This is a genomic window from Salibacterium lacus (genome assembly GCF_042684865.1).
Classification (GTDB): domain Bacteria; phylum Bacillota; class Bacilli; order Bacillales; family Marinococcaceae; genus Salibacterium; species Salibacterium lacus.
This window is the reverse complement of record NZ_JBHUML010000002.1, coordinates 1,743,197-1,760,838: the sequence shown is the minus strand read 5'-3', so window position 1 is coordinate 1,760,838 and position 17,642 is coordinate 1,743,197. Positions and strand designations below refer to the sequence as shown.

Annotated in this window: 18 protein-coding genes; 14 read left to right on the top strand and 4 right to left on the bottom strand. The window is 46.6% G+C overall.

The annotated features are described in order from the left end of the window. The first annotated feature begins 86 nt into the window (after positions 1-86). On the top strand, positions 87-770 hold the full coding sequence (locus ACFSUB_RS09825; protein ID WP_380713232.1) for a response regulator transcription factor: 684 nt from the start codon (positions 87-89) through the stop codon (positions 768-770). Next, positions 767-2,224 (top strand): sensor histidine kinase, encoded by a 1,458-nt coding sequence (locus tag ACFSUB_RS09820; RefSeq protein WP_380713002.1) that lies wholly within the window; start codon positions 767-769, stop codon positions 2,222-2,224. Before ACFSUB_RS09825 ends, ACFSUB_RS09820 begins: the two co-directional genes overlap by 4 nt. Positions 2,225-2,414: 190 nt before the next feature. On the opposite strand, the gene ACFSUB_RS09815 is transcribed toward ACFSUB_RS09820, so the two are convergent. The 3 genes from ACFSUB_RS09815 to ACFSUB_RS09805 form a co-directional block, all read right to left on the bottom strand. Next, positions 2,415-2,675 (bottom strand): HPr family phosphocarrier protein, encoded by a 261-nt coding sequence (locus ACFSUB_RS09815; protein WP_380713001.1) that lies wholly within the window; start codon positions 2,673-2,675, stop codon positions 2,415-2,417. 16 nt (positions 2,676-2,691) lie between these two features. Then, complete coding sequence (locus ACFSUB_RS09810; protein ID WP_380713000.1) at positions 2,692-3,474, bottom strand: DeoR/GlpR family DNA-binding transcription regulator; 783 nt, start codon at positions 3,472-3,474, stop codon at positions 2,692-2,694. Between the two features lie 144 nt (positions 3,475-3,618). Beyond that, on the bottom strand, positions 3,619-4,626 hold the full coding sequence (locus ACFSUB_RS09805) for a LacI family DNA-binding transcriptional regulator (RefSeq protein ID WP_380712999.1): 1,008 nt from the start codon (positions 4,624-4,626) through the stop codon (positions 3,619-3,621). Between the two features lie 252 nt (positions 4,627-4,878). On the opposite strand from ACFSUB_RS09805, the gene ACFSUB_RS09800 reads away from it, so the two are divergent. From ACFSUB_RS09800 to tkt, 11 genes are all read left to right on the top strand, one after another. After that, the gene (locus ACFSUB_RS09800) at positions 4,879-5,637 is read left to right on the top strand and encodes an SDR family NAD(P)-dependent oxidoreductase (protein ID WP_380712998.1); all 759 of its coding nucleotides are present in this window, start codon (positions 4,879-4,881) and stop codon (positions 5,635-5,637) included. Positions 5,638-5,677: 40 nt separating this feature from the next. Further along, the gene (locus tag ACFSUB_RS09795; RefSeq protein ID WP_380712997.1) at positions 5,678-6,493 is read left to right on the top strand and encodes a sugar phosphate isomerase/epimerase family protein; all 816 of its coding nucleotides are present in this window, start codon (positions 5,678-5,680) and stop codon (positions 6,491-6,493) included. Between the two features lie 39 nt (positions 6,494-6,532). Then, entirely contained in the window at positions 6,533-7,525 is a 993-nt protein-coding gene (locus ACFSUB_RS09790) for a dihydroxyacetone kinase subunit DhaK (RefSeq protein ID WP_380712996.1), read from the top strand. A gap of 17 nt (positions 7,526-7,542) precedes the next feature. Then, positions 7,543-8,202 (top strand): dihydroxyacetone kinase subunit DhaL, encoded by a 660-nt coding sequence (dhaL, locus tag ACFSUB_RS09785; protein WP_380712995.1) that lies wholly within the window; start codon positions 7,543-7,545, stop codon positions 8,200-8,202. Further along, entirely contained in the window at positions 8,192-8,956 is a 765-nt protein-coding gene (locus ACFSUB_RS09780) for a triose-phosphate isomerase (RefSeq protein WP_380712994.1), read from the top strand. Before dhaL ends, ACFSUB_RS09780 begins: the two co-directional genes overlap by 11 nt. Before the next feature lie 33 nt (positions 8,957-8,989). Continuing rightward, on the top strand, positions 8,990-10,036 hold the full coding sequence (locus ACFSUB_RS09775) for a TRAP transporter substrate-binding protein (RefSeq protein ID WP_380712993.1): 1,047 nt from the start codon (positions 8,990-8,992) through the stop codon (positions 10,034-10,036). Between the two features lie 76 nt (positions 10,037-10,112). Further along, on the top strand, positions 10,113-10,598 hold the full coding sequence (locus ACFSUB_RS09770; protein ID WP_380712992.1) for a TRAP transporter small permease: 486 nt from the start codon (positions 10,113-10,115) through the stop codon (positions 10,596-10,598). Further along, positions 10,595-11,869, top strand: coding sequence for a TRAP transporter large permease (locus ACFSUB_RS09765; protein WP_380712991.1), 1,275 nt, complete (start codon positions 10,595-10,597; stop codon positions 11,867-11,869). The genes ACFSUB_RS09770 and ACFSUB_RS09765 overlap by 4 nt, the downstream gene beginning before the upstream one ends. A 113-nt stretch (positions 11,870-11,982) precedes the next feature. Beyond that, positions 11,983-12,441 (top strand): ribose 5-phosphate isomerase B, encoded by a 459-nt coding sequence (gene rpiB, locus ACFSUB_RS09760; RefSeq protein ID WP_380712990.1) that lies wholly within the window; start codon positions 11,983-11,985, stop codon positions 12,439-12,441. 82 nt (positions 12,442-12,523) lie between these two features. After that, positions 12,524-13,480 (top strand): class II fructose-bisphosphatase, encoded by a 957-nt coding sequence (gene glpX, locus ACFSUB_RS09755; protein WP_380712989.1) that lies wholly within the window; start codon positions 12,524-12,526, stop codon positions 13,478-13,480. 41 nt (positions 13,481-13,521) lie between these two features. After that, on the top strand, positions 13,522-15,528 hold the full coding sequence (gene tkt, locus ACFSUB_RS09750) for a transketolase (protein ID WP_380712988.1): 2,007 nt from the start codon (positions 13,522-13,524) through the stop codon (positions 15,526-15,528). Positions 15,529-15,676: 148 nt separating this feature from the next. Here the strand turns inward: tkt and ACFSUB_RS09745 are convergent, their stop codons facing one another. Beyond that, positions 15,677-16,594, bottom strand: a complete 918-nt coding sequence (locus ACFSUB_RS09745) for a selenium metabolism-associated LysR family transcriptional regulator (protein WP_380712987.1) — start codon at positions 16,592-16,594, stop codon at positions 15,677-15,679. Positions 16,595-16,740: 146 nt separating this feature from the next. Here ACFSUB_RS09745 and ACFSUB_RS09740 point away from each other — a divergent pair, with 146 nt between their 5' ends. Further along, on the top strand, positions 16,741-17,637 hold the full coding sequence (locus tag ACFSUB_RS09740; protein WP_380712986.1) for a LysR family transcriptional regulator: 897 nt from the start codon (positions 16,741-16,743) through the stop codon (positions 17,635-17,637). Positions 17,638-17,642: the final 5 nt, after the last annotated feature.

The window sequence follows — 17,642 nt, the reverse complement described above, 5'->3', positions numbered from 1 at the left end:
GCTGAATGTTCGCTGAACATGATATTTTTTCATTGCGGTCCGTTTTATAATAGGAATCAAGTTATACAGCAGAAGGGAAGATGGGAATGGACAATACCGGGGTGAACATTCTGATTGTGGATGACGAACAGAGTATTCTGCAGTTTCTGGAACTCGGACTGCAGAATGAAGGATATCAAGTGGAAACCGCGCAGGACGGGATGAGTGCCGTAAATCTCGTAAACACGTTTCAGCCCCACGTGGTGATCCTCGATGTGATGATGCCCGGGATGGATGGGTTTGAAGTATGCCGCATGATAAAAAAGAGCGGCATACCATTATCTGTTATTATGCTGACAGCCAAAGATCAGGTAGATGACCGGGTGAAAGGACTGACACTGGGGGCAGATGACTATCTGGTTAAACCATTCAGCTTTGAAGAATTACTGGCAAGGATTCAGGCAAGACTCCGTAACCAGTTTCCGGACTTGTTCAGTGTTGTCGTATACGGGCCTTTCACGATTGATGACAGCCGCAGAGAGATTCAATACAACGGAGAAACGCTGCCGCTGTCGCCGACGGAGTATGAACTGCTGAAATATCTCGTGCTCAATTACGGCATTGTGTTGAGCAAGTTGATGATCCTGGACAGAGTGTGGGGCTATACGTTTCAGGGAGAGGACAATATTGTGGAAGTCTACATACGGTCGCTCCGGGATAAACTGGGAGACTCACGACATGAACGAATCCGGACAGTAAGGGGAGCCGGGTACCGGCTGGATATCTCATGAATATACTTCCATTCAAATGGAAACTCCCGCAGTCGCTGCGGTATCAGCTGCTTGTCAGAATGCTGCTGATCTTATCTTTTATTCTTTTCATCATCGGCATTCTCCAGTTTTTTGTTATGAAAGGTTTCCTGTATCAGAACGAAGCAGAAACTCTTCAGGCCCGGTTAATGTCCATTCCGGCAGAAAGGCTGATCAACGAGGAAAACCTGCCGCAGCCCCGGCAGGAAAATGGCGCGGAACCTATTTTTGTACAGGAATTTTCTCTCGGTCTGATTGAGGATGGAGAAGCCTCAAATGTATTGGGAGAAGATGGTCTGGCGGTTCCGCAGTTAAGCGAAGACACCTATGAGCAGATGATGGAGCCTGAAGACCTGCAGCAGCATGTTGTTACGACGGATCCGAACGGAAACAGGCAGATGGTGGTGTTTCGTCCTGCCTTTCAGCGTCCAGGCGGGGTGGAGGCCGGAGACGTTCAGATCATTCAGATGGGAGTAAGCACCGCGCCTTTGCAGCAGCTTCTGTGGCGCCAGCTGCTGATTTTTGTTTCCTTGTCTGCTCTGGCTCTGGCGGCAGGTCTCGTGATTTATTTCTCCGTGATCCGCAAAACGCTGCGCCCGCTCTCCAATATCGTAGAATCCGTCAAACATATGAATGCAGACCGTCTGGATGACAGAATTCCAGATTCACAGGGTCAGGAGGAGATCGACCGTCTGAGCCGGTCGTTTAATGACATGCTGGAGAGGTTGAATGAATCGTTTGAGCAGGAAAAAGAAACAAAGGAACAGATGCGGCGTTTTATTGCAGACGCCTCCCATGAGCTGCGGACACCGATCACTTCTGTTCATGGGTATCTGGAAGTGCTGCTCCGTGGCGCGGCACAGAAACCGGAGCAGTTATCTAAGGCGTTGCACAGTATGCATGGGGAAACAAGACGGGTGATGAAACTGGTGGAAGAACTGTTGTTGTTAGCCAAGCTCGACCAGACTCCGGAACTTGAACTCCAGCATACGAATTTGAGCATGCTTATCCGGGATATGGAACCACAGCTTGCATTTCTCGCAGGAAACCGGCATTTGGTCATGGACTTGGCAGACGATGTTGACATCATGTGTGATGCGGATAAAACACGACAGGTTATTCTGAACCTCTTTCATAATGCTGTGGAGCATACAGATGCAGAGGACGGAAAAATTGAATTGTTCCTGGAACAAACCGGAGACGGCGTACAGTTAAGGATTCAGGATAACGGTCCCGGTATCCGTGCAGAAAATCAGAAACATATTTTTGATCGGTTTTACAGGGAAGATTCCTCCCGCAGCCGCCGAAGCGGCGGGGCGGGACTGGGACTTTCCATTTCGAGGTCGATTATGGATGCCCATCACGGGGGGATATCCGTTGAAAGTAAGGAGGGAACCGGCACGACATTTATTTTGTACTGGAGTGAAATGGATTGAACTGTATCCTATTCAATCGACGGAGATGTATCAAAAGGTACAGCTCTTTTTCTAGTAACGATGGAGCATGGGAAGAAGAAACTTCCTGCCGGTGCAGGATGCACCGCAACATAAAATTCCGAACGATTCAACGTTGAATCGTCCGGAATTTTACATTCAAAGGAGAATTTTGTCTCAACCTCGATTCCTGCTACTCTGTAAAAAAATCAATAACTTCCTGAGCAGCTTCCTCCGCGTCCTCTCCAACCGCCCGGACAGTGACCGTATCTCCGTTCTGAAGATGCAGTGTCACAAGTCCCAACAGACTTTTCACATTCACTTCCTGCACATTTCCCTCGGTCTGGTTGATGAGATAGACTTCAGACTGGTATTTCTGAAGTAATGTACTTAATTCCACAATCGTTTGCGATTCAGCAATGCTGATGGTGATATTGCTTTTGTGTTCACTCATTTCATAAACCCCCTTTCTATGCCTCAACCGGGCATAGTACTTCAATGTTCTGGTTATCAAAGTCAGCCTGCTGCTTTTCGCTCAGCGGTTGGTCCGTGATGAAATAAGAAATGTCTGCAGTATCGGCGAAAGAAGAAATCGAACTTTTGCCGATCTTGGAATGGTCCATTAAGGCAACAAGAGATGTCGCTTTTTTTACCATTTCTGTCTTTAATTCGACTTCATACACATTGAAATCCGTAAGACCGGTATCAAATGTAAAGCCATTACCGGAAGTGAACATGAGGTCGACGTAAACCTGTTCCAGGATGCTGGACCCGAGTATACCTTCGAGGGAGCTGGACCCCTTCCGTACAACCCCGCCGAGTAAAATGACAGTCAGATCCGGGTTTTCTCTTAGTTCAAGCGCGGTATAGATGCCGCTTGTGACGACAGTCAACTTCATGCTGGTCTGTTTTAACAATTTTGCAAGTTCAAGAGCCGTGGAGCTTGCATCGAGCAGAATACACTGTCCTTCGTTAATAATATCGAGCGCCTGCTGTGCAATAATTTCTTTTTCGTCTTTGTTCTGCTTTTCCCTGGTTGAAAAGGATACTTCCTCCTCGGGGTATGAAGGCAGAACCGCGCCGCCGTGGGTACGCTTCAAGAGACCTTCTTTCTCCATTTCCTTTAAGTCGGAGCGGAGGGTGACTTCTGACACGTCTAATTCCCCGGACAGTCTTTTCACTGTCAGTCGTCTTTCCGTGTTCAATATTTCCATAATCTTATGGCGTCTTTCTGTTACGAACAGTTTTCCCATACGTTCACCTACTTTTTATCGCTTCCTATCTCTATGATATGAAAAAAAATGAAGATAAGCAAAAGTAAAAAATCATTCAATTTTTTATATAGAATGTTAAACGTTTAACCTTTAATTTTTCTGTTTAGATACTCTGTAGAAATATCAACATCCGCATGATTTTCGGGTGATTAGAAAGTTGGGGATATGAACCGTTTTATCATAGCCGGGATTGTTAATTTTGTTCAGCAGCAAGTCAAATGCCGTTTGTCCCAGTGTGTCAGGTGATAGACTGATATTTGTGACGGGAGGATCCATAATCGATGCTGACGGGAAATCGCCGAAGCCGATCAAGGCCACTTCGTCAGGAATTTTTTTGTTCATTTCTTTTAATCCGGACATTGTTCCAATAGTCATCAGGTCGCTGAGGACAAACACAGCTGTGATTTCCCTGTTTTTCTCCAAAAGTGATTTGACAGCTTTGCGGCTGCCTTCAACCGTGGCGTGTCCCTTTTCCAGATAATTTTCATTAAATGAAACCCCGTACTCTTCCAGTGCTTTTTTATAGCCGTCTATACGGTACTTGGTAGGTGAAATGCCGCTGACTGCATAAATCAGACCGATATCACGATGCCCGTGCTGGAGTAGATGGATGGCAGCATCATACCCTGCCTGGAAGTCATCCTGCGTCACAAAAGGAGCATGTTGAAAAGCCTCATGATAACGGCTTATCAGCACAATAGGAAGCGAACTGTCAAGAAGTTCTTCGCTGTAGCTTCCGTACTCCTCGATTTTAGCTGAAGGGGACAAAATAATGCCGTCCGCCATGTTGGAGTGCAGCAGTTTAAGAGTTTCCTGTTCATAATCCACGTCCTCGTCTGTGTTGATGAACAGCAGATTGTATCCCATTTCCTTGGCTCGCCTGCTGATACTGTTGATATAGCCGGTAACATAGGAGTCAGGAAAACTCGGCACAATCAGTCCTGCAGTTTTCGTGGACTGGCTGCGCAGATTTTTAGCAGAATAGTTTGGCACGTAATTATGTTTTCTAATAATCTCCATGATTTGATTGTATTTTTCAGAGGAGATTTTTTTGGTGCCGTTTACTACGTGCGACACTGTCGTAACAGAAACACCCACCTCTTCTGCAATCTTTTTCATTGTTACTTTCATTCGGTATAAACCTCCCAATCACCTTCTGTTGAACCGCTTTCTTTATATGATAAAACAATTTCCAAATAAAGCAAAACAAAAGGAATCGAAAAAAGAGTTTGACAAAAGCGCTTTCACAATTTATTGTGTGTACTAACAGAGGTTAAACGTTTTACTTATTTCAGTTTAACTTACATTAACCATTTGTCAATCATTTCCGGACAGACCGAAAATGAATGAACGTTAACAAAATACATAGAGGAGGATGACACGATGAATTTTGAAGGACAGACAGCACTAGTTACGGGGGCAGCATCAAAACGCGGAATTGGCAGAGAGATTGCCAGACAGATCAGCCAAGGCGGTGGTACTGTAATCATCGCAGATATTAATCAGGAAATGCTCGAAAATGCCGTGAAAGATATAGACCAGGAAAAAGGCAGTGCCTACTCCGCAGTGTTGGATGTTACGAGTGAAGAGAAAGTAAAGCAATCATTAGACGAATTAATCGGAAAATTCAGTAAAATAGACATTCTGGTGAACAATGCCGGCATCACACGGCCGACCGGAGTACTGGATATTTCGGAAGAGGAGTGGGACCTGATTTTTGATGTGAATATGAAAGGAACCTTCTTCGTCACCCAGCATCTGCTTCCTCATATGAAGGAAAACAACTATGGAAGAATTGTCAATCTTAGTTCTGTTTCCGGTAAACGAGGCGGCGGGATATTCGGCGGCTCCCATTATTCGGCAGCCAAAGCAGCTGTTACAGGATTTTCTAAAGCGGTTGCACGTGAAATGGCTTCGTTTGGCATTACCAGTAATACGGTAGCTCCCGGATTAATAGCAACGGACATCACCGGTGGAATGCTGACCGATGAAAAGAAAAAGCAGCTTGAAAATGATATTCCGGCGAAGCGTGCAGGTACGGTGGAAGATGTGGCTAATGCGGTGGCATTCCTGGCAACAAAAGAATCAAGCTATATCACTGGTGAAGAAATCGATATTAATGGCGGTTCTCATATAGACTAATTCTTTGGGGCAGACACTCCCGGAAGATAATAGGGGGAAAATGATGAAATTAGGTATAAGCACTTACGCGTTCAGATGGGAAATGGACGAGATGGAACCTGGACTCGAGACAATCCTCTACTTTGTACGCAAAACAAAAGAGCTGGGTGGCGAGGTCTTTCAGATCTGCGACCATCCCCCGATTGAACAATTGAAGGAAGAGGAGCTGTTACAGGTAAAAGAGGCCGCTGACAGCGAGGGGATTGAGCTTGAAGCAGGTACCCAGGGCATCACTCCGGATCATATAAGAAAATATACCAGCATTGCCCGCACGCTGGGCGCTAAAACGTTGAGAACGATGGTTCACAGCAAAGAGGCCCATCCCTCGATGACAGAAGCAAAAGATTGGTTGAAAGAAGTCGTTCCGGATCTGGAGGAACATGATGTGAAAGTGGCTCTTGAAACATACGAGCCCGTTAAGACCGGGGATCTCGTGGATATTGTGGAAGAGGTCGCAAGTTCTCATATCGGTATCTGCCTGGATCCCGGCAACTCCATATCGGAACTGGAATTCCCAAGGGATGTGATCGATCAGGGCGTTTCCTATGCAACCAATGTTCACTTGAAAGATTTCGTGTTTCAGCGCAAAGATAAATCGATCGGCTTTGACTTAATCGGAGCCCCGGTTGGGGAAGGACAGCTGGACGTGACCTATCTGCTGGAAAGTCTGCAGAAAGAAAACATACAGGTGAACGCCATCGTGGAATTGTGGCTTCCTTTTCAGAACAGTATCCGGGAAACGATTGACGTGGAAGATGAATGGATGGAGCGCAGCCTGAAAAACATGAAAAAGGCATTAAACCGGGAGCACGTTTAACCGCTCCATTATTTTAACAAAGGAGCTTGAGACTTCCCTATGAAAAAAATAATGAATCAGGAAGAAAACGTAATGGAAGAGACGCTTCAGGGATTTATTGACGCTTACGCTGATGATTACGAACGGGTGGACGGCGTTAATGGAGTGATTTACCGGCATATGGACCCAGATAAGGTATCCGTGATCACAGGTGGAGGCGCCGGCCACGAACCATTGTTTGTCGGCTTTGCCGGAAAGGGCCTGGCCAGTGGTGCAGTGATGGGAAATGTCTTTGCCGCTCCGAACCCGGACACGATTCTTGAGGTAACCAAAGCCGTTGAAAACAAAGCCGGGGTTCTTTATATTTACGGCAATTATGCCGGTGATGTCCTCAACTTTGATATGGCTTCTGAACTGGCTGAAATGGAGGACATTGAAACCAGAACGGTTAAAGTTTCAGACGACGTAGCTTCTGCCTCGAAAGAAAACAAAGAAGAGCGGCGCGGTATCGCCGGGGATGTTTTTGTCCTGAAAGCAGCCGGAGCAGCAGCAGATGCCGGCTTGTCCCTTGATGAAGTAACACGGATAGCCGCAAAAGCAAACGAAAACACCCATTCTATCGGCGTGGGTATATCACCGGGAACCAGTCCTGGAAAAAAAGCACCGATGTTCGAACTGCCTGACAATCAAATTGAGTTTGGGCTTGGCATCCACGGCGAAAAAGGGATCCGCCGGGCAGAAATGATGAGTGCCGATGACTTAACAGATGAAATGCTGGATCATCTGTTGGTCGACGCGGAGCTGAAAAGCGGTGATGAAGCAGTCGTTCTGCTGAACGGACTGGGATCCACCACATTGATGGAATTGCTCATTGCGAATCAGAAAGTACACAAAGAGCTGCGTGCCAAAGGTATAACGGTGTATGACACAGATGTTAACAGCTACTGCACGACACAGGAAATGGGCGGATTTTCTATTACCATCCTCAAACTGGATGAGGAACTGAAAACGTATTATGACGCACCTGCTCATTCCCCGTATTACCACAAATAAAGGAATGGAGTGAAAACATGGAAAAGCAGACAATGAATCATTTAAGTGTTGATGATGTGAAACAAATGCTGCTTTACGTCGGTGAAAACATTACCGCCTCCAAAGACTATCTGGGAGAAATCGACGCTGAAATTGGTGATGGGGATCATGGAACAGGCATGGCCACCGGAGCGGAAGCGTTTACGAAAAAACTACAGGAGTCTGAATTTGAAACAGTAAATGATGTCTTTAAAACAACCGGCATGGAGATGATGAAATCAATGGGAGGAGCATCCGGGATCATTTTCGGCACGATGTTCAGTGACGGCGTGAAGCAGCTGGAATCCAAATCTTCTATTGATCATACCGGACTGTCAGAGATTTTCAGAGGTTCGCTCGATTCTGTGAAAAAAAGAGGAAAGGCTGATGTCGGTGATAAAACGATGATCGATGCGTTGGATCCGGCAGTACAGTCCCTGGAAGCGGATTCCTCTAAGGAATTGACACTGGCAGTGGTTCTCAAGCATGCAGAAGAAGCAGCGTGGAACGGGGTAGAGGAGACGAAACAGATTACTGCCAAGCACGGCCGCGCGAAAACATTGGGGGACCGCACGAAAGGATACCAGGATGCCGGTGCTACGTCGGTGTGGCTGATCTTCAAAAGCATGAGGGAATGGGTCGAACAGCATGAAGGATAATCAGAAAGTTTACATCGGGACAAACTGGAAAATGCATAAAACGATTAAAGAAGGAAGGGAGTACTGCCGGAAGCTGAAGCAGATCCGTGCAGACATTTCCGACCGTATCGAATTATTTATTATTCCTCCTTTTACATCACTGCATCCGCTGCAACAGGAGTTGGAAGGAGCAGATATTAAACTGGGAGCACAGAATATGCATGCCGAGCCGTACGGACCTTATACCGGAGAAATTTCCCCGGTTATGCTGGAGGAGATAGGCGTGGATATGGTAGAGCTGGGTCATTCGGAACGGAGACAGCTGTTTAATGAAACAGACGATGCTGTACAGAAGAAGGCTGAAGCAGCTCTTTCCTATAACATGACCCCTTTAATCTGCATCGGAGAAACCCTTGATGAAAAAGAAAAGGGGGTGGGCCGGGAAAAATTGAGCGCTCAATTGAAAATTTCTTTGGAAGGGCTTTCTTATGATGAGGTTCAACGAGTCTGGATTGCTTATGAGCCGGTGTGGTCCATCGGTGAGCATGGAAAGCCGGCAACACCGGAACATGTGGAAGAATCCCACCAATTTATCCGGGAGAAATTGAGAGAACAATTCGGCAGTGCGGCAGCAGACATTCCATTACTTTATGGAGGGAGTGTGAATCAACAGAACTTTAAGGAGTACTTGCATGTAAATGAAGTGGACGGCTTGTTTATTGGAAGAGCGGCTTGGGACTTATCCTCATTTGAAACTATTCTAAAGAGTATCTAACGATTATTCAGTAAAAAAGGGGAGACATTAATAATGAAAAAAAATAGATTATACGCAGGTATTGCAGCAGCTGTAGGTCTGACATTTGCCGCCGGATGTTCGGGTGGCAGTGAATCCGGAGAATCAGGAGAAACAAGCGGCGGCAGTGAAGGGGGAAACTCGGAAGAGTCAGTAACCATTGAGTTTGGTCACGGCGCTGCTGAATCCAATTTGAGACACGAGGCGGTTATGGAATTCAAAAGTATAGTCGAAGAAAATTCCGACTCTCTTACAGTCGAAGTCTATCCGAATGAGCAGGTTGGAAGCGAATCAGAGATGATTGAAAACATATCTCTGAATGATCTGGATATGGCGCTTGCCGGTGCTGGCATTTACACCCAATATAATGATCTTATTGGAGCGACAGCACTGCCTTATCTTTTTGATGGATATGAACACGCCTGGGAAGTTCTCGATGGTCCGATGGGAGATCGTGTAGCAGAACCATTGCTGGAAGATAATATCCGCATCTTAAGCTACTTTGAGAATGGTATCCGTCATATTACAAACAGTCAGCATCCGATTGAAAGCCCGGATGACCTTGATGGATTAAGTATCCGTACACCGGAAGCTGACGTATCGATTGACACTCTTGATGCGCTCGGAGCCAACGCCACTCCAATGGCATTCGGCGAATTGTATCTGGGACTGCAGCAGGGCACAGTAGATGGACAGGAAAACCCTCTTGCTAATATTCATGCAGCCAGTTTTTATGAAGTGCAGGACTATCTTTCCCTGACCGGCCATCAGTACAATGCGCTGCCACTGGCTATTTCTGATGAGTTCTGGCAGTCTCTTTCCGGTGATCAGCAGGAAGTAGTGCAGCAGGCAGCCAGCGATGCCAGTCAGTATCACCGTGATGCCAATCAGGAGAATGAAGAACAGCTCTTGACTGACCTGGAAGAACAGGGGATGGAAATTAATGAACCGGAAAAAGAACCATTTAGAGAAGCAACACAGTCAGTGTACGACAAGTATGAAGACGTATACGGAGCTGAATTTATGGAAGAACTGCAGCAGGCTGTAGAAGACGCCAGGTAGGACATGCCGGGAGAAGAGAAAACTCTTCTCCTCTCCCGATTCCTAATATCCTTAAGGGAGAAAGTAAGGGATAAATATGAAAATCCTTCGTTTTCTGGATAGATACATCGAAGAGTATTTGTTAATTATTACGACAGTAACGATTGTTTTTACTCTTTTCTTTCAAATCGTCATGCGCTATGTTTTCAGCAACTCACTTCCGTGGACAGAGGAGCTGGCCCGTTATTTATTTATCTGGTCGGTATTTATCGGAGTGAGCTACGCGGTGAAAAATAATAAGCATCTGAAAATCGACACGTTGTCGATGGTTTTTAAAAGAAAAGGAAAACTTGTAATACGTACAATATCTAATGTGCTTTTTCTTGTTTTTTCCGTTGCTGCTGTGTACTACGGATTCAATACGATGGACTCGGTTGCACGGACAACACCTGGATTAAACATTTCCTATGCGTGGGTGTATGCGTCGACCCTTGTCGGCTTTACACTTACAAGCATCAGAATTATACAGGATCAATGGAAGGTTCTATCGCCAAGACACACGAACGAGGTTGATGAAGAATGACATCACTAATTTTATTTGGAGTACTTGCCTTATTACTCATACTTACCGTACCTATTGGTATAGCCCTTGGCTTGGCTTCCTTTATTACCGTGTTATTCATACCGCCGATTTCAGCAGACTCTCTGTTTCGTGACCTGGTCACCTCTGTTGATTCATTTCCGCTGCTGGCCGTCCCGTTTTTTATCTTAGCCGGAGAGTTGATGAGCGGCGGCGGGATATCCAGGCGTCTGATGGATCTCGGTAAAGTACTGGTTGGTAACATTACCGGCGGTATGGCCGTTGTAGCTGTTCTTACTTCCATGTTTTTCGCGGCTATTTCAGGATCCGGGCCGGCGACAGTAGCAGCTGTCGGAGGCTTAATGATACCCACTATGATCGAAGAAGGTTATGACAAAAAGTTCTCTACCGCGGTGGTAGTATCCGCCGGTTCACTTGGCATTATTATTCCGCCGAGTATCCCGATGATTATGTACGGGGTATCAGCTGGTGTGTCGGTAGGAGATATGTTTTTAGCGGGTATTATACCAGGGATTTTTGTAGGTGGAATGCTTGTCGCATGGTGTTATATTTATTCCAAAAAGAATGGGTACAGAGGACTTGGAGAAACGTTTTCTTTCAAGAAACTCCTCATTCATGTGAATCGGGCAAAATGGGCACTGCTGACTCCCATTATTATACTCGGGGGTATTTACAGCGGGGTTTTCACACCCACCGAAGCAGCCATCATTGCGGTGGTATACGCATGGTTTGTAAGCATGTTTGTCTATCGTGAGCTCCGGATTAAAGATCTGCCGGGAATTATCACGAAAGCATCACTAACCAGTGCCACCATCATTATCGTTATTGCAGCGGCTACGGCCTTTGGGCAGATATTAACCTTGGAACAGATACCGAATAAGGTCGCCGCATTTTTAACAAATATTTCTTCCAATTCTATCATTATTATCCTTCTGATATGCGTTCTACTATTGATAGTAGGAATGTTTATGGACACCGTGGCGGCTATTGTCATCTTGACGCCGATTCTGTTCCCGGTTATAACGCAGCTTGGTATCCACCCTATTCATTTTGGTGTCCTGATGATTACCAATTTGTCTATCGGATTTATAACGCCGCCGCTGGGTGTGAACCTGTTTGTCGGTTCCGGCATAACGGGTCTCAGTATCGGAGTGATATCACGCGCGGTTATTCCATTTTTCTTTGCGATGCTGCTTAGTTTATTCATCATTGTTGTCATACCAGAACTCTCCCTTTTCCTCCTGTCGGAATAAACCTCTTTTGAAACACAAAGAGGTTTTCATTTGAAAATAAACGAAAGTATTAATTGACAAACGAAAATTATAAATATAAAATGAAATTAAATAAAAGAGAGGGGAATAAAAAAATGAAGGTAGCAATCGGAAGCGATCATAATGCATTTTATTTAAAAGAAGACGTGAAGCAATATATTCAGGAACTGGGCCATGAGGTGGAAGACTACGGGTGCTACAGTTGCGAGGCGGTGGATTATCCCGATGTGGCGTTTGATGTTGCCGAGGATATTTCAGCGGAAAAAGCAGACCGCGGCATTCTAATCTGCGGCACGGGCATTGGGGTTGCGATATCGGCCGGCAAAGTACCGGGCATCCGGGCTGCTCTCTGTCATGATACGTATTCCGCAGAAAGAGCACAGTTAAGTAACGACGCACAGATCCTGACCATGGGCGCCCAGATTATCGGGCCGGAAGTCGCAAAGAAAGTTGTCGAAAGTTATCTTGGTGTTACATTCAACGGAGGAAGCTCCGGCCGGAAAGTACAGAAGATCATAGATAAAGAAGAAGAATATGGAGCGAAGGCACAATAGAGTACTCGTTGTATCTCTTAGTGGTTGTCATAACCGTTGGGATAGCCTGACGGTTATTCTTTTTCAAAAAAGGAGGGGTTGGATGCAGTCGTTAGCGATGTCGTTTTTAAACGTCACCCAGGAAGCAGCTATCTCTGTTTTTCCCTACATTGGCAAAGGCGACAAAATACTTGCCGATCATAAAGCTACTGAAGCGATGAGGGGAACGCTTCATTCACTGAATGCCCATTCAAGAGTGGTGATCGGAGAAGGAGAAATGGACAATGCTCCGATGCTTTATATCGGGGAAGAACTTGGAGCATCTGAGGATCCCACAGTCGATATTGCAGTAGACCCCATTGATGGAACGACGCTTGTATCAAAAGGGCAGGGAAATGCCATAGCTGTATTAGCCGCTGCCGAGCGCGGATGTTTGCTGCATGCTCCGGATATGTACATGGATAAAATAGCCGTAGGCCCGAAAGCCAAAGGCAGAATAGATGTAAGTGCTTCTATAGAAGCAAACGTAACAGCGGTTTCAGAAGCACTCGGAAAATCCATTTCCCAATTGAATGTGCTGGTGCAGGATCGAGAACGGCATCAGTCCCTGATTCAGGCCATCCAGCGCATGGGAGCCAGCGTCACGTTATTTTCGGATGTGGATATTACCGGCATCGTTGCCACAGCAGTAGAGGGAAAAGACGTTGATATGCTTGTTGGAACAGGCGGAGCACCAGAGGGCGTGATTGCAGCTGTTGCGATGAGAAGCCTGGGCGGTGATTTTCAGGGAAGACTGCGGCCTGCAGACAAAGAACAGTATAACCGCTGCCGGGATATGGGAATCGCCGATCCGGACCGTTATTTGACGCTTGATGATATCGTTTCCACGGATCAGTGCTTTTTTGCCGCAACCGGAATTACAGACGGCCCGCTGTTAAAAGGTGTCAAGTCAATCAATGAAGAGATGCTGCAGTCCCACACTTTCCTGGCAGTGGACCGGCAGTACCACGTCGTTGAGTCCGTCCATGTAAAATCACAGCTTTCCGGAAATGCGTTGTAATCTCGGTTTCACAAATTAATCATAGAAAGGAGAATCGTTACGTGACATCATCCATTTTGAAAAATGTAGAACAGGAAACCATACAAACAATCCGGATGCTCTCCATCGACAGTGTCGAAAAAGCACAGTCCGGACACCCCGGCATGCCGATGGGAGCGGCTCCGATGGCGTACGTGCTGTGGTCTCGTTTTCTCAAAAAGAACCCCGGTAACCCATCCTGGAAAGACCGGGACCGTTTCATCTTATCAGCGGGCCACGGCTCGATGCTGCAGTACAGCCTGCTGCATCTATTCGGCTATGACGTGACGATGGATGATTTGAAATCATTCAGGCAGTGGGACAGTAAAACGCCGGGCCATCCGGAGGTTGGTGATACTCCCGGCATCGAAGCAACAACCGGTCCGCTTGGACAGGGTATAGCGATGAGCGTGGGAATGGCACTGGCAGAAAGGCATCTGGCTTCTGTATACAACCGTCCGGATTTTCCTGTAGTGGACCACTGGACGTACGCGATCTGCAGTGACGGAGACCTCATGGAAGGAATATCTCATGAAGCTGCGGCACTGGCAGGTCACCTTGGACTAGGAAAGCTCGTCTGGCTGTATGATTCCAATGATATTTCACTCGATGGAGATCTCGAGAAAGCTTATTCCGATGACGCGCAGAAGCGTTTCGAAAGTTACGGCTGGCAGGTACTCTATGTGGAAGACGGCAATGATACCGAAGCTGTCGAACATGCGCTGGAGCAGGCAAAAGAGAATACGTTGCAGCCGACTTTCATTGAAGTGAAAACCGTCATCGGTTACGGAGCACCGACAAAGGGCGGATCATCCGCTTCCCACGGCGCTCCATTGGGTGAAGAAGAAATAGAAGAGGTTAAGAAAGCCTACGGCTGGACACAGGAAGAGCCGTTTTACGTACCGGAAACGGTTCGGGATCATATGTCTTCCCTGCAACAACAAGCTGAAAAAGAAGAAGAAGCGTGGAACCGGATGATGCAGGAATACCGCACAAAATATCCGGAGCTGTATGAAAGCTGGGAACAGGGGCATGCCGAGATCAGTGAAAACCTATGGGATTCCATTTTTCAAGAGCTGGAGGTGGAAGGCAAAAAAGCCACCAGAGCCGCCTCCGGTGAAGTGATTCAGTCACTTGCTTCTCATCTGAGGTCCGTTGTGGGAGGTTCTGCTGATCTTGCCTCTTCCAATAAAACGATGATCGATGCAGAAGAGGACATGAAAAAAGGCGATTACAGCGGAAGAAATATATGGTTCGGTGTAAGAGAGTTCGGCATGGGAGCCGCATTAAACGGAATGGCTCTGCATGGGGGACTGCATGTATACGGCGGAACGTTCCTGACCTTTTCCGATTACATGCGTTCAGCCATCCGGACGTCAGCCATTATGAAAAACCCGGTAACCTATGTCTTCACCCATGACAGCATAGCGGTAGGTGAAGATGGTCCGACGCATCAACCGGTGGAACATGTTGCATCGTTACGCGCTATGCCGAATGTGAACGTGCTCCGTCCGGCTGATGCGAAAGAGACAGCGGCAGCCTGGAAAACAGCGTTATCGAATCAATCACAGCCGTCTGCGTTAATCTTTTCAAGGCAGAAGCTTCCATCCCTTCCGCTTTCTCTGGAAGAAGTGGAAGAAGGCATGTCCAGGGGTGCCTATCTCGTCTCGCAATCGGACAGTCCCGATCTGGTTCTGCTTGCTTCCGGATCCGAAGTGGCTCTGGCACTGGAAGCTGCCGCTAAGCTCAAAGAAGAAGGATACCGTCCGAATGTTGTCAGTATGCCGTCATGGGACTTGTTTGAGCAGCAGACCGATGAGTATAAGAAGTCGGTCATTCCACCGGAAATTAAAAAGCGCGCAGCGTTTGAAATGGCAAGCCCACTCGGCTGGGACAAGTATACAGGGGATCATGGATACGTGTTTGGGATTGAAACATTCGGTGCGTCCGCTCCAGGAGATACTGTCGTAGAAAAATACGGATTTACAGCGGAAAATGTTGTGAAGCAGTTGAAGCAGGTATTTAAGTAATAATAATGACCTCGCCAGCAGGTGAAGGATGAAAGAAGGGGCGTTCCTGGTAAGGGACAGCCCCTTCTTTCTGTCTGTGCTGCATATTGAAGCAACACATTTTTTTCTGTCTGATTGCAGGCACTAACCGGATCAGCATAGAATGGTTTCACAACTGAAAGTTTTCATTTACATAATACGTTTGAATAAACGATAAAAAGGTTTCACCCGGCAACGTTAATTTCTCTTTATTGTAAACCGCGTAGAAGAATCGGCGGAGACGGATTCCGTTAATCGGAATCTCCCGGAGCGTGCCGAGTTCGAGCTCTTTTTGGATGGCATTCCGTGAAATAATCATAATACCAAGGCCGGATTCGACGGCGGATTTGATTGATTCGGTATGCTCGAGTTCCATGATGACATCCAGTTTTTCCGGGTGCAGGCCGTTATTCCTTAGATGCTGCTCCACAACCTGCCTCGTCCCCGATCCCGGTTCCCTCATAATAATCGGAAATTCAAACAGTTCCTCAGGCTGGATCGTCTGTTTCTGCGGACTGACAGGGGAAGAAACCGAAGTCCCTGTTGTCACAACCAGTTCATCTTCCAAAAAGGCAAGCTGATCATAATCAGGGTACGACTTGGTGGACTCGATAAATCCGAGATCAATATCATCATTGCCCAGATGTTCCATAATCTGCTCCGAATTATACACTTTTAATTTCATCTGGATATTAGGATATTCTTTGCGGAACTGTCCCAGCACGTAAGGAAGAATATGTTCTCCTATGGTCAGACTGGCCCCTATATCGAGGTCGCCGTGAATGGTTTCAGATAAACTGTCCAGTTCTTTTTCCGTCTGTTTCACAAGCGAAAAAATCTGATCCGCATACTTATATAAAATCTCTCCTGAAGGTGTTAACTTCACACTTTTTGTTGTCCGTTCAAACAGGGTTGCCTCCAGTGCCTGCTCGAGTTGTTTGATCTGCATGCTGACTGTCGGCTGGGCCAGATGCAGAATTTTTGCTGTTTCGGAAAAACTTTGGTGATCTGCCAGGATATAAAAGGCTCTCAAATGTTCCAGGTTCATCGCACGGCCTCCTTATTCTTATATCATATCAAAAGAAAGGGGAGAATGCCGATGCTTATGCCGGCACCGTTATATAGAAAGATGAAAAGGTCCGGTTTTTTATAGTAAGATAAAAGCAAAACATAGTAGAGAAGCGGGGAAAACCAATGGATATCAAACAGCTGCAGTATTTTATTGAGATCAACCGGTTTAACAGTTTCAGCAAGGCGGCGGAACATTTATACGTTACGCAGCCGACGATCAGCAAAATGATCAAAAACCTGGAAAAGGAATTCAATGTGACGCTGTTTGACCGTTCCAAAAAACAGGTTGTTTTAACCGATGCCGGCAACATCATTCTTGAACAGGCGCAGGTAATTCATCAGGCGTTCAAAGATTTGGAGAGCCAACTGGAAGATCTATCAGAATTAAAACAGGGCCGGATTCGCATCGGCCTGCCTCCAATGGTGGGATCGAGCTACTTTCCGATGATTATCGGAAAGTTCCGGGAGATGTATCCAGCGGTCACCATCGAATTGATGGAGGACGGCTCCAATAAGATAGCCGCGGATGTCGAGAACGGACATCTTGATCTTGGTGTTGTCGTAGAGCCGGTGAAAGAGGATGTTTTTTCCTATTTTTCATTCGGTACAGAACCTATCCAGCTGGTAGCTGCTGCTGATCATCCGCTTGCCGGCAGGGAGTCCGTTCCTTTATCTGAGCTTAAAAACGAGCATTTCATGTTGTTAAACAGTGATTTTGCCCTGCGGAACCGTATTATGGAAGCCTGCCGCATGGAAGGGTTCGCCCCTTTTGTTGTATTTGAAAGTTCACAGTGGGACCTGCTTGGCAAAATGGCAGCGTCCAAACTGGGCGTGACCCTGCTTCCGGAAAGCATCTGCCGTGAAGTGAAAGGGGAGGTCTGTATTCAGGATGTGGACCAGGAGGCGATGTATTGGAGGCTCGCCATCATCTGGAGAAGAGACAGTTATCTGTCCCACGCCGCGAAAGAATGGATCCGGTTTGCTGAGACTCATCTTCCGGATGAGGGACCGATTTCATAGACATA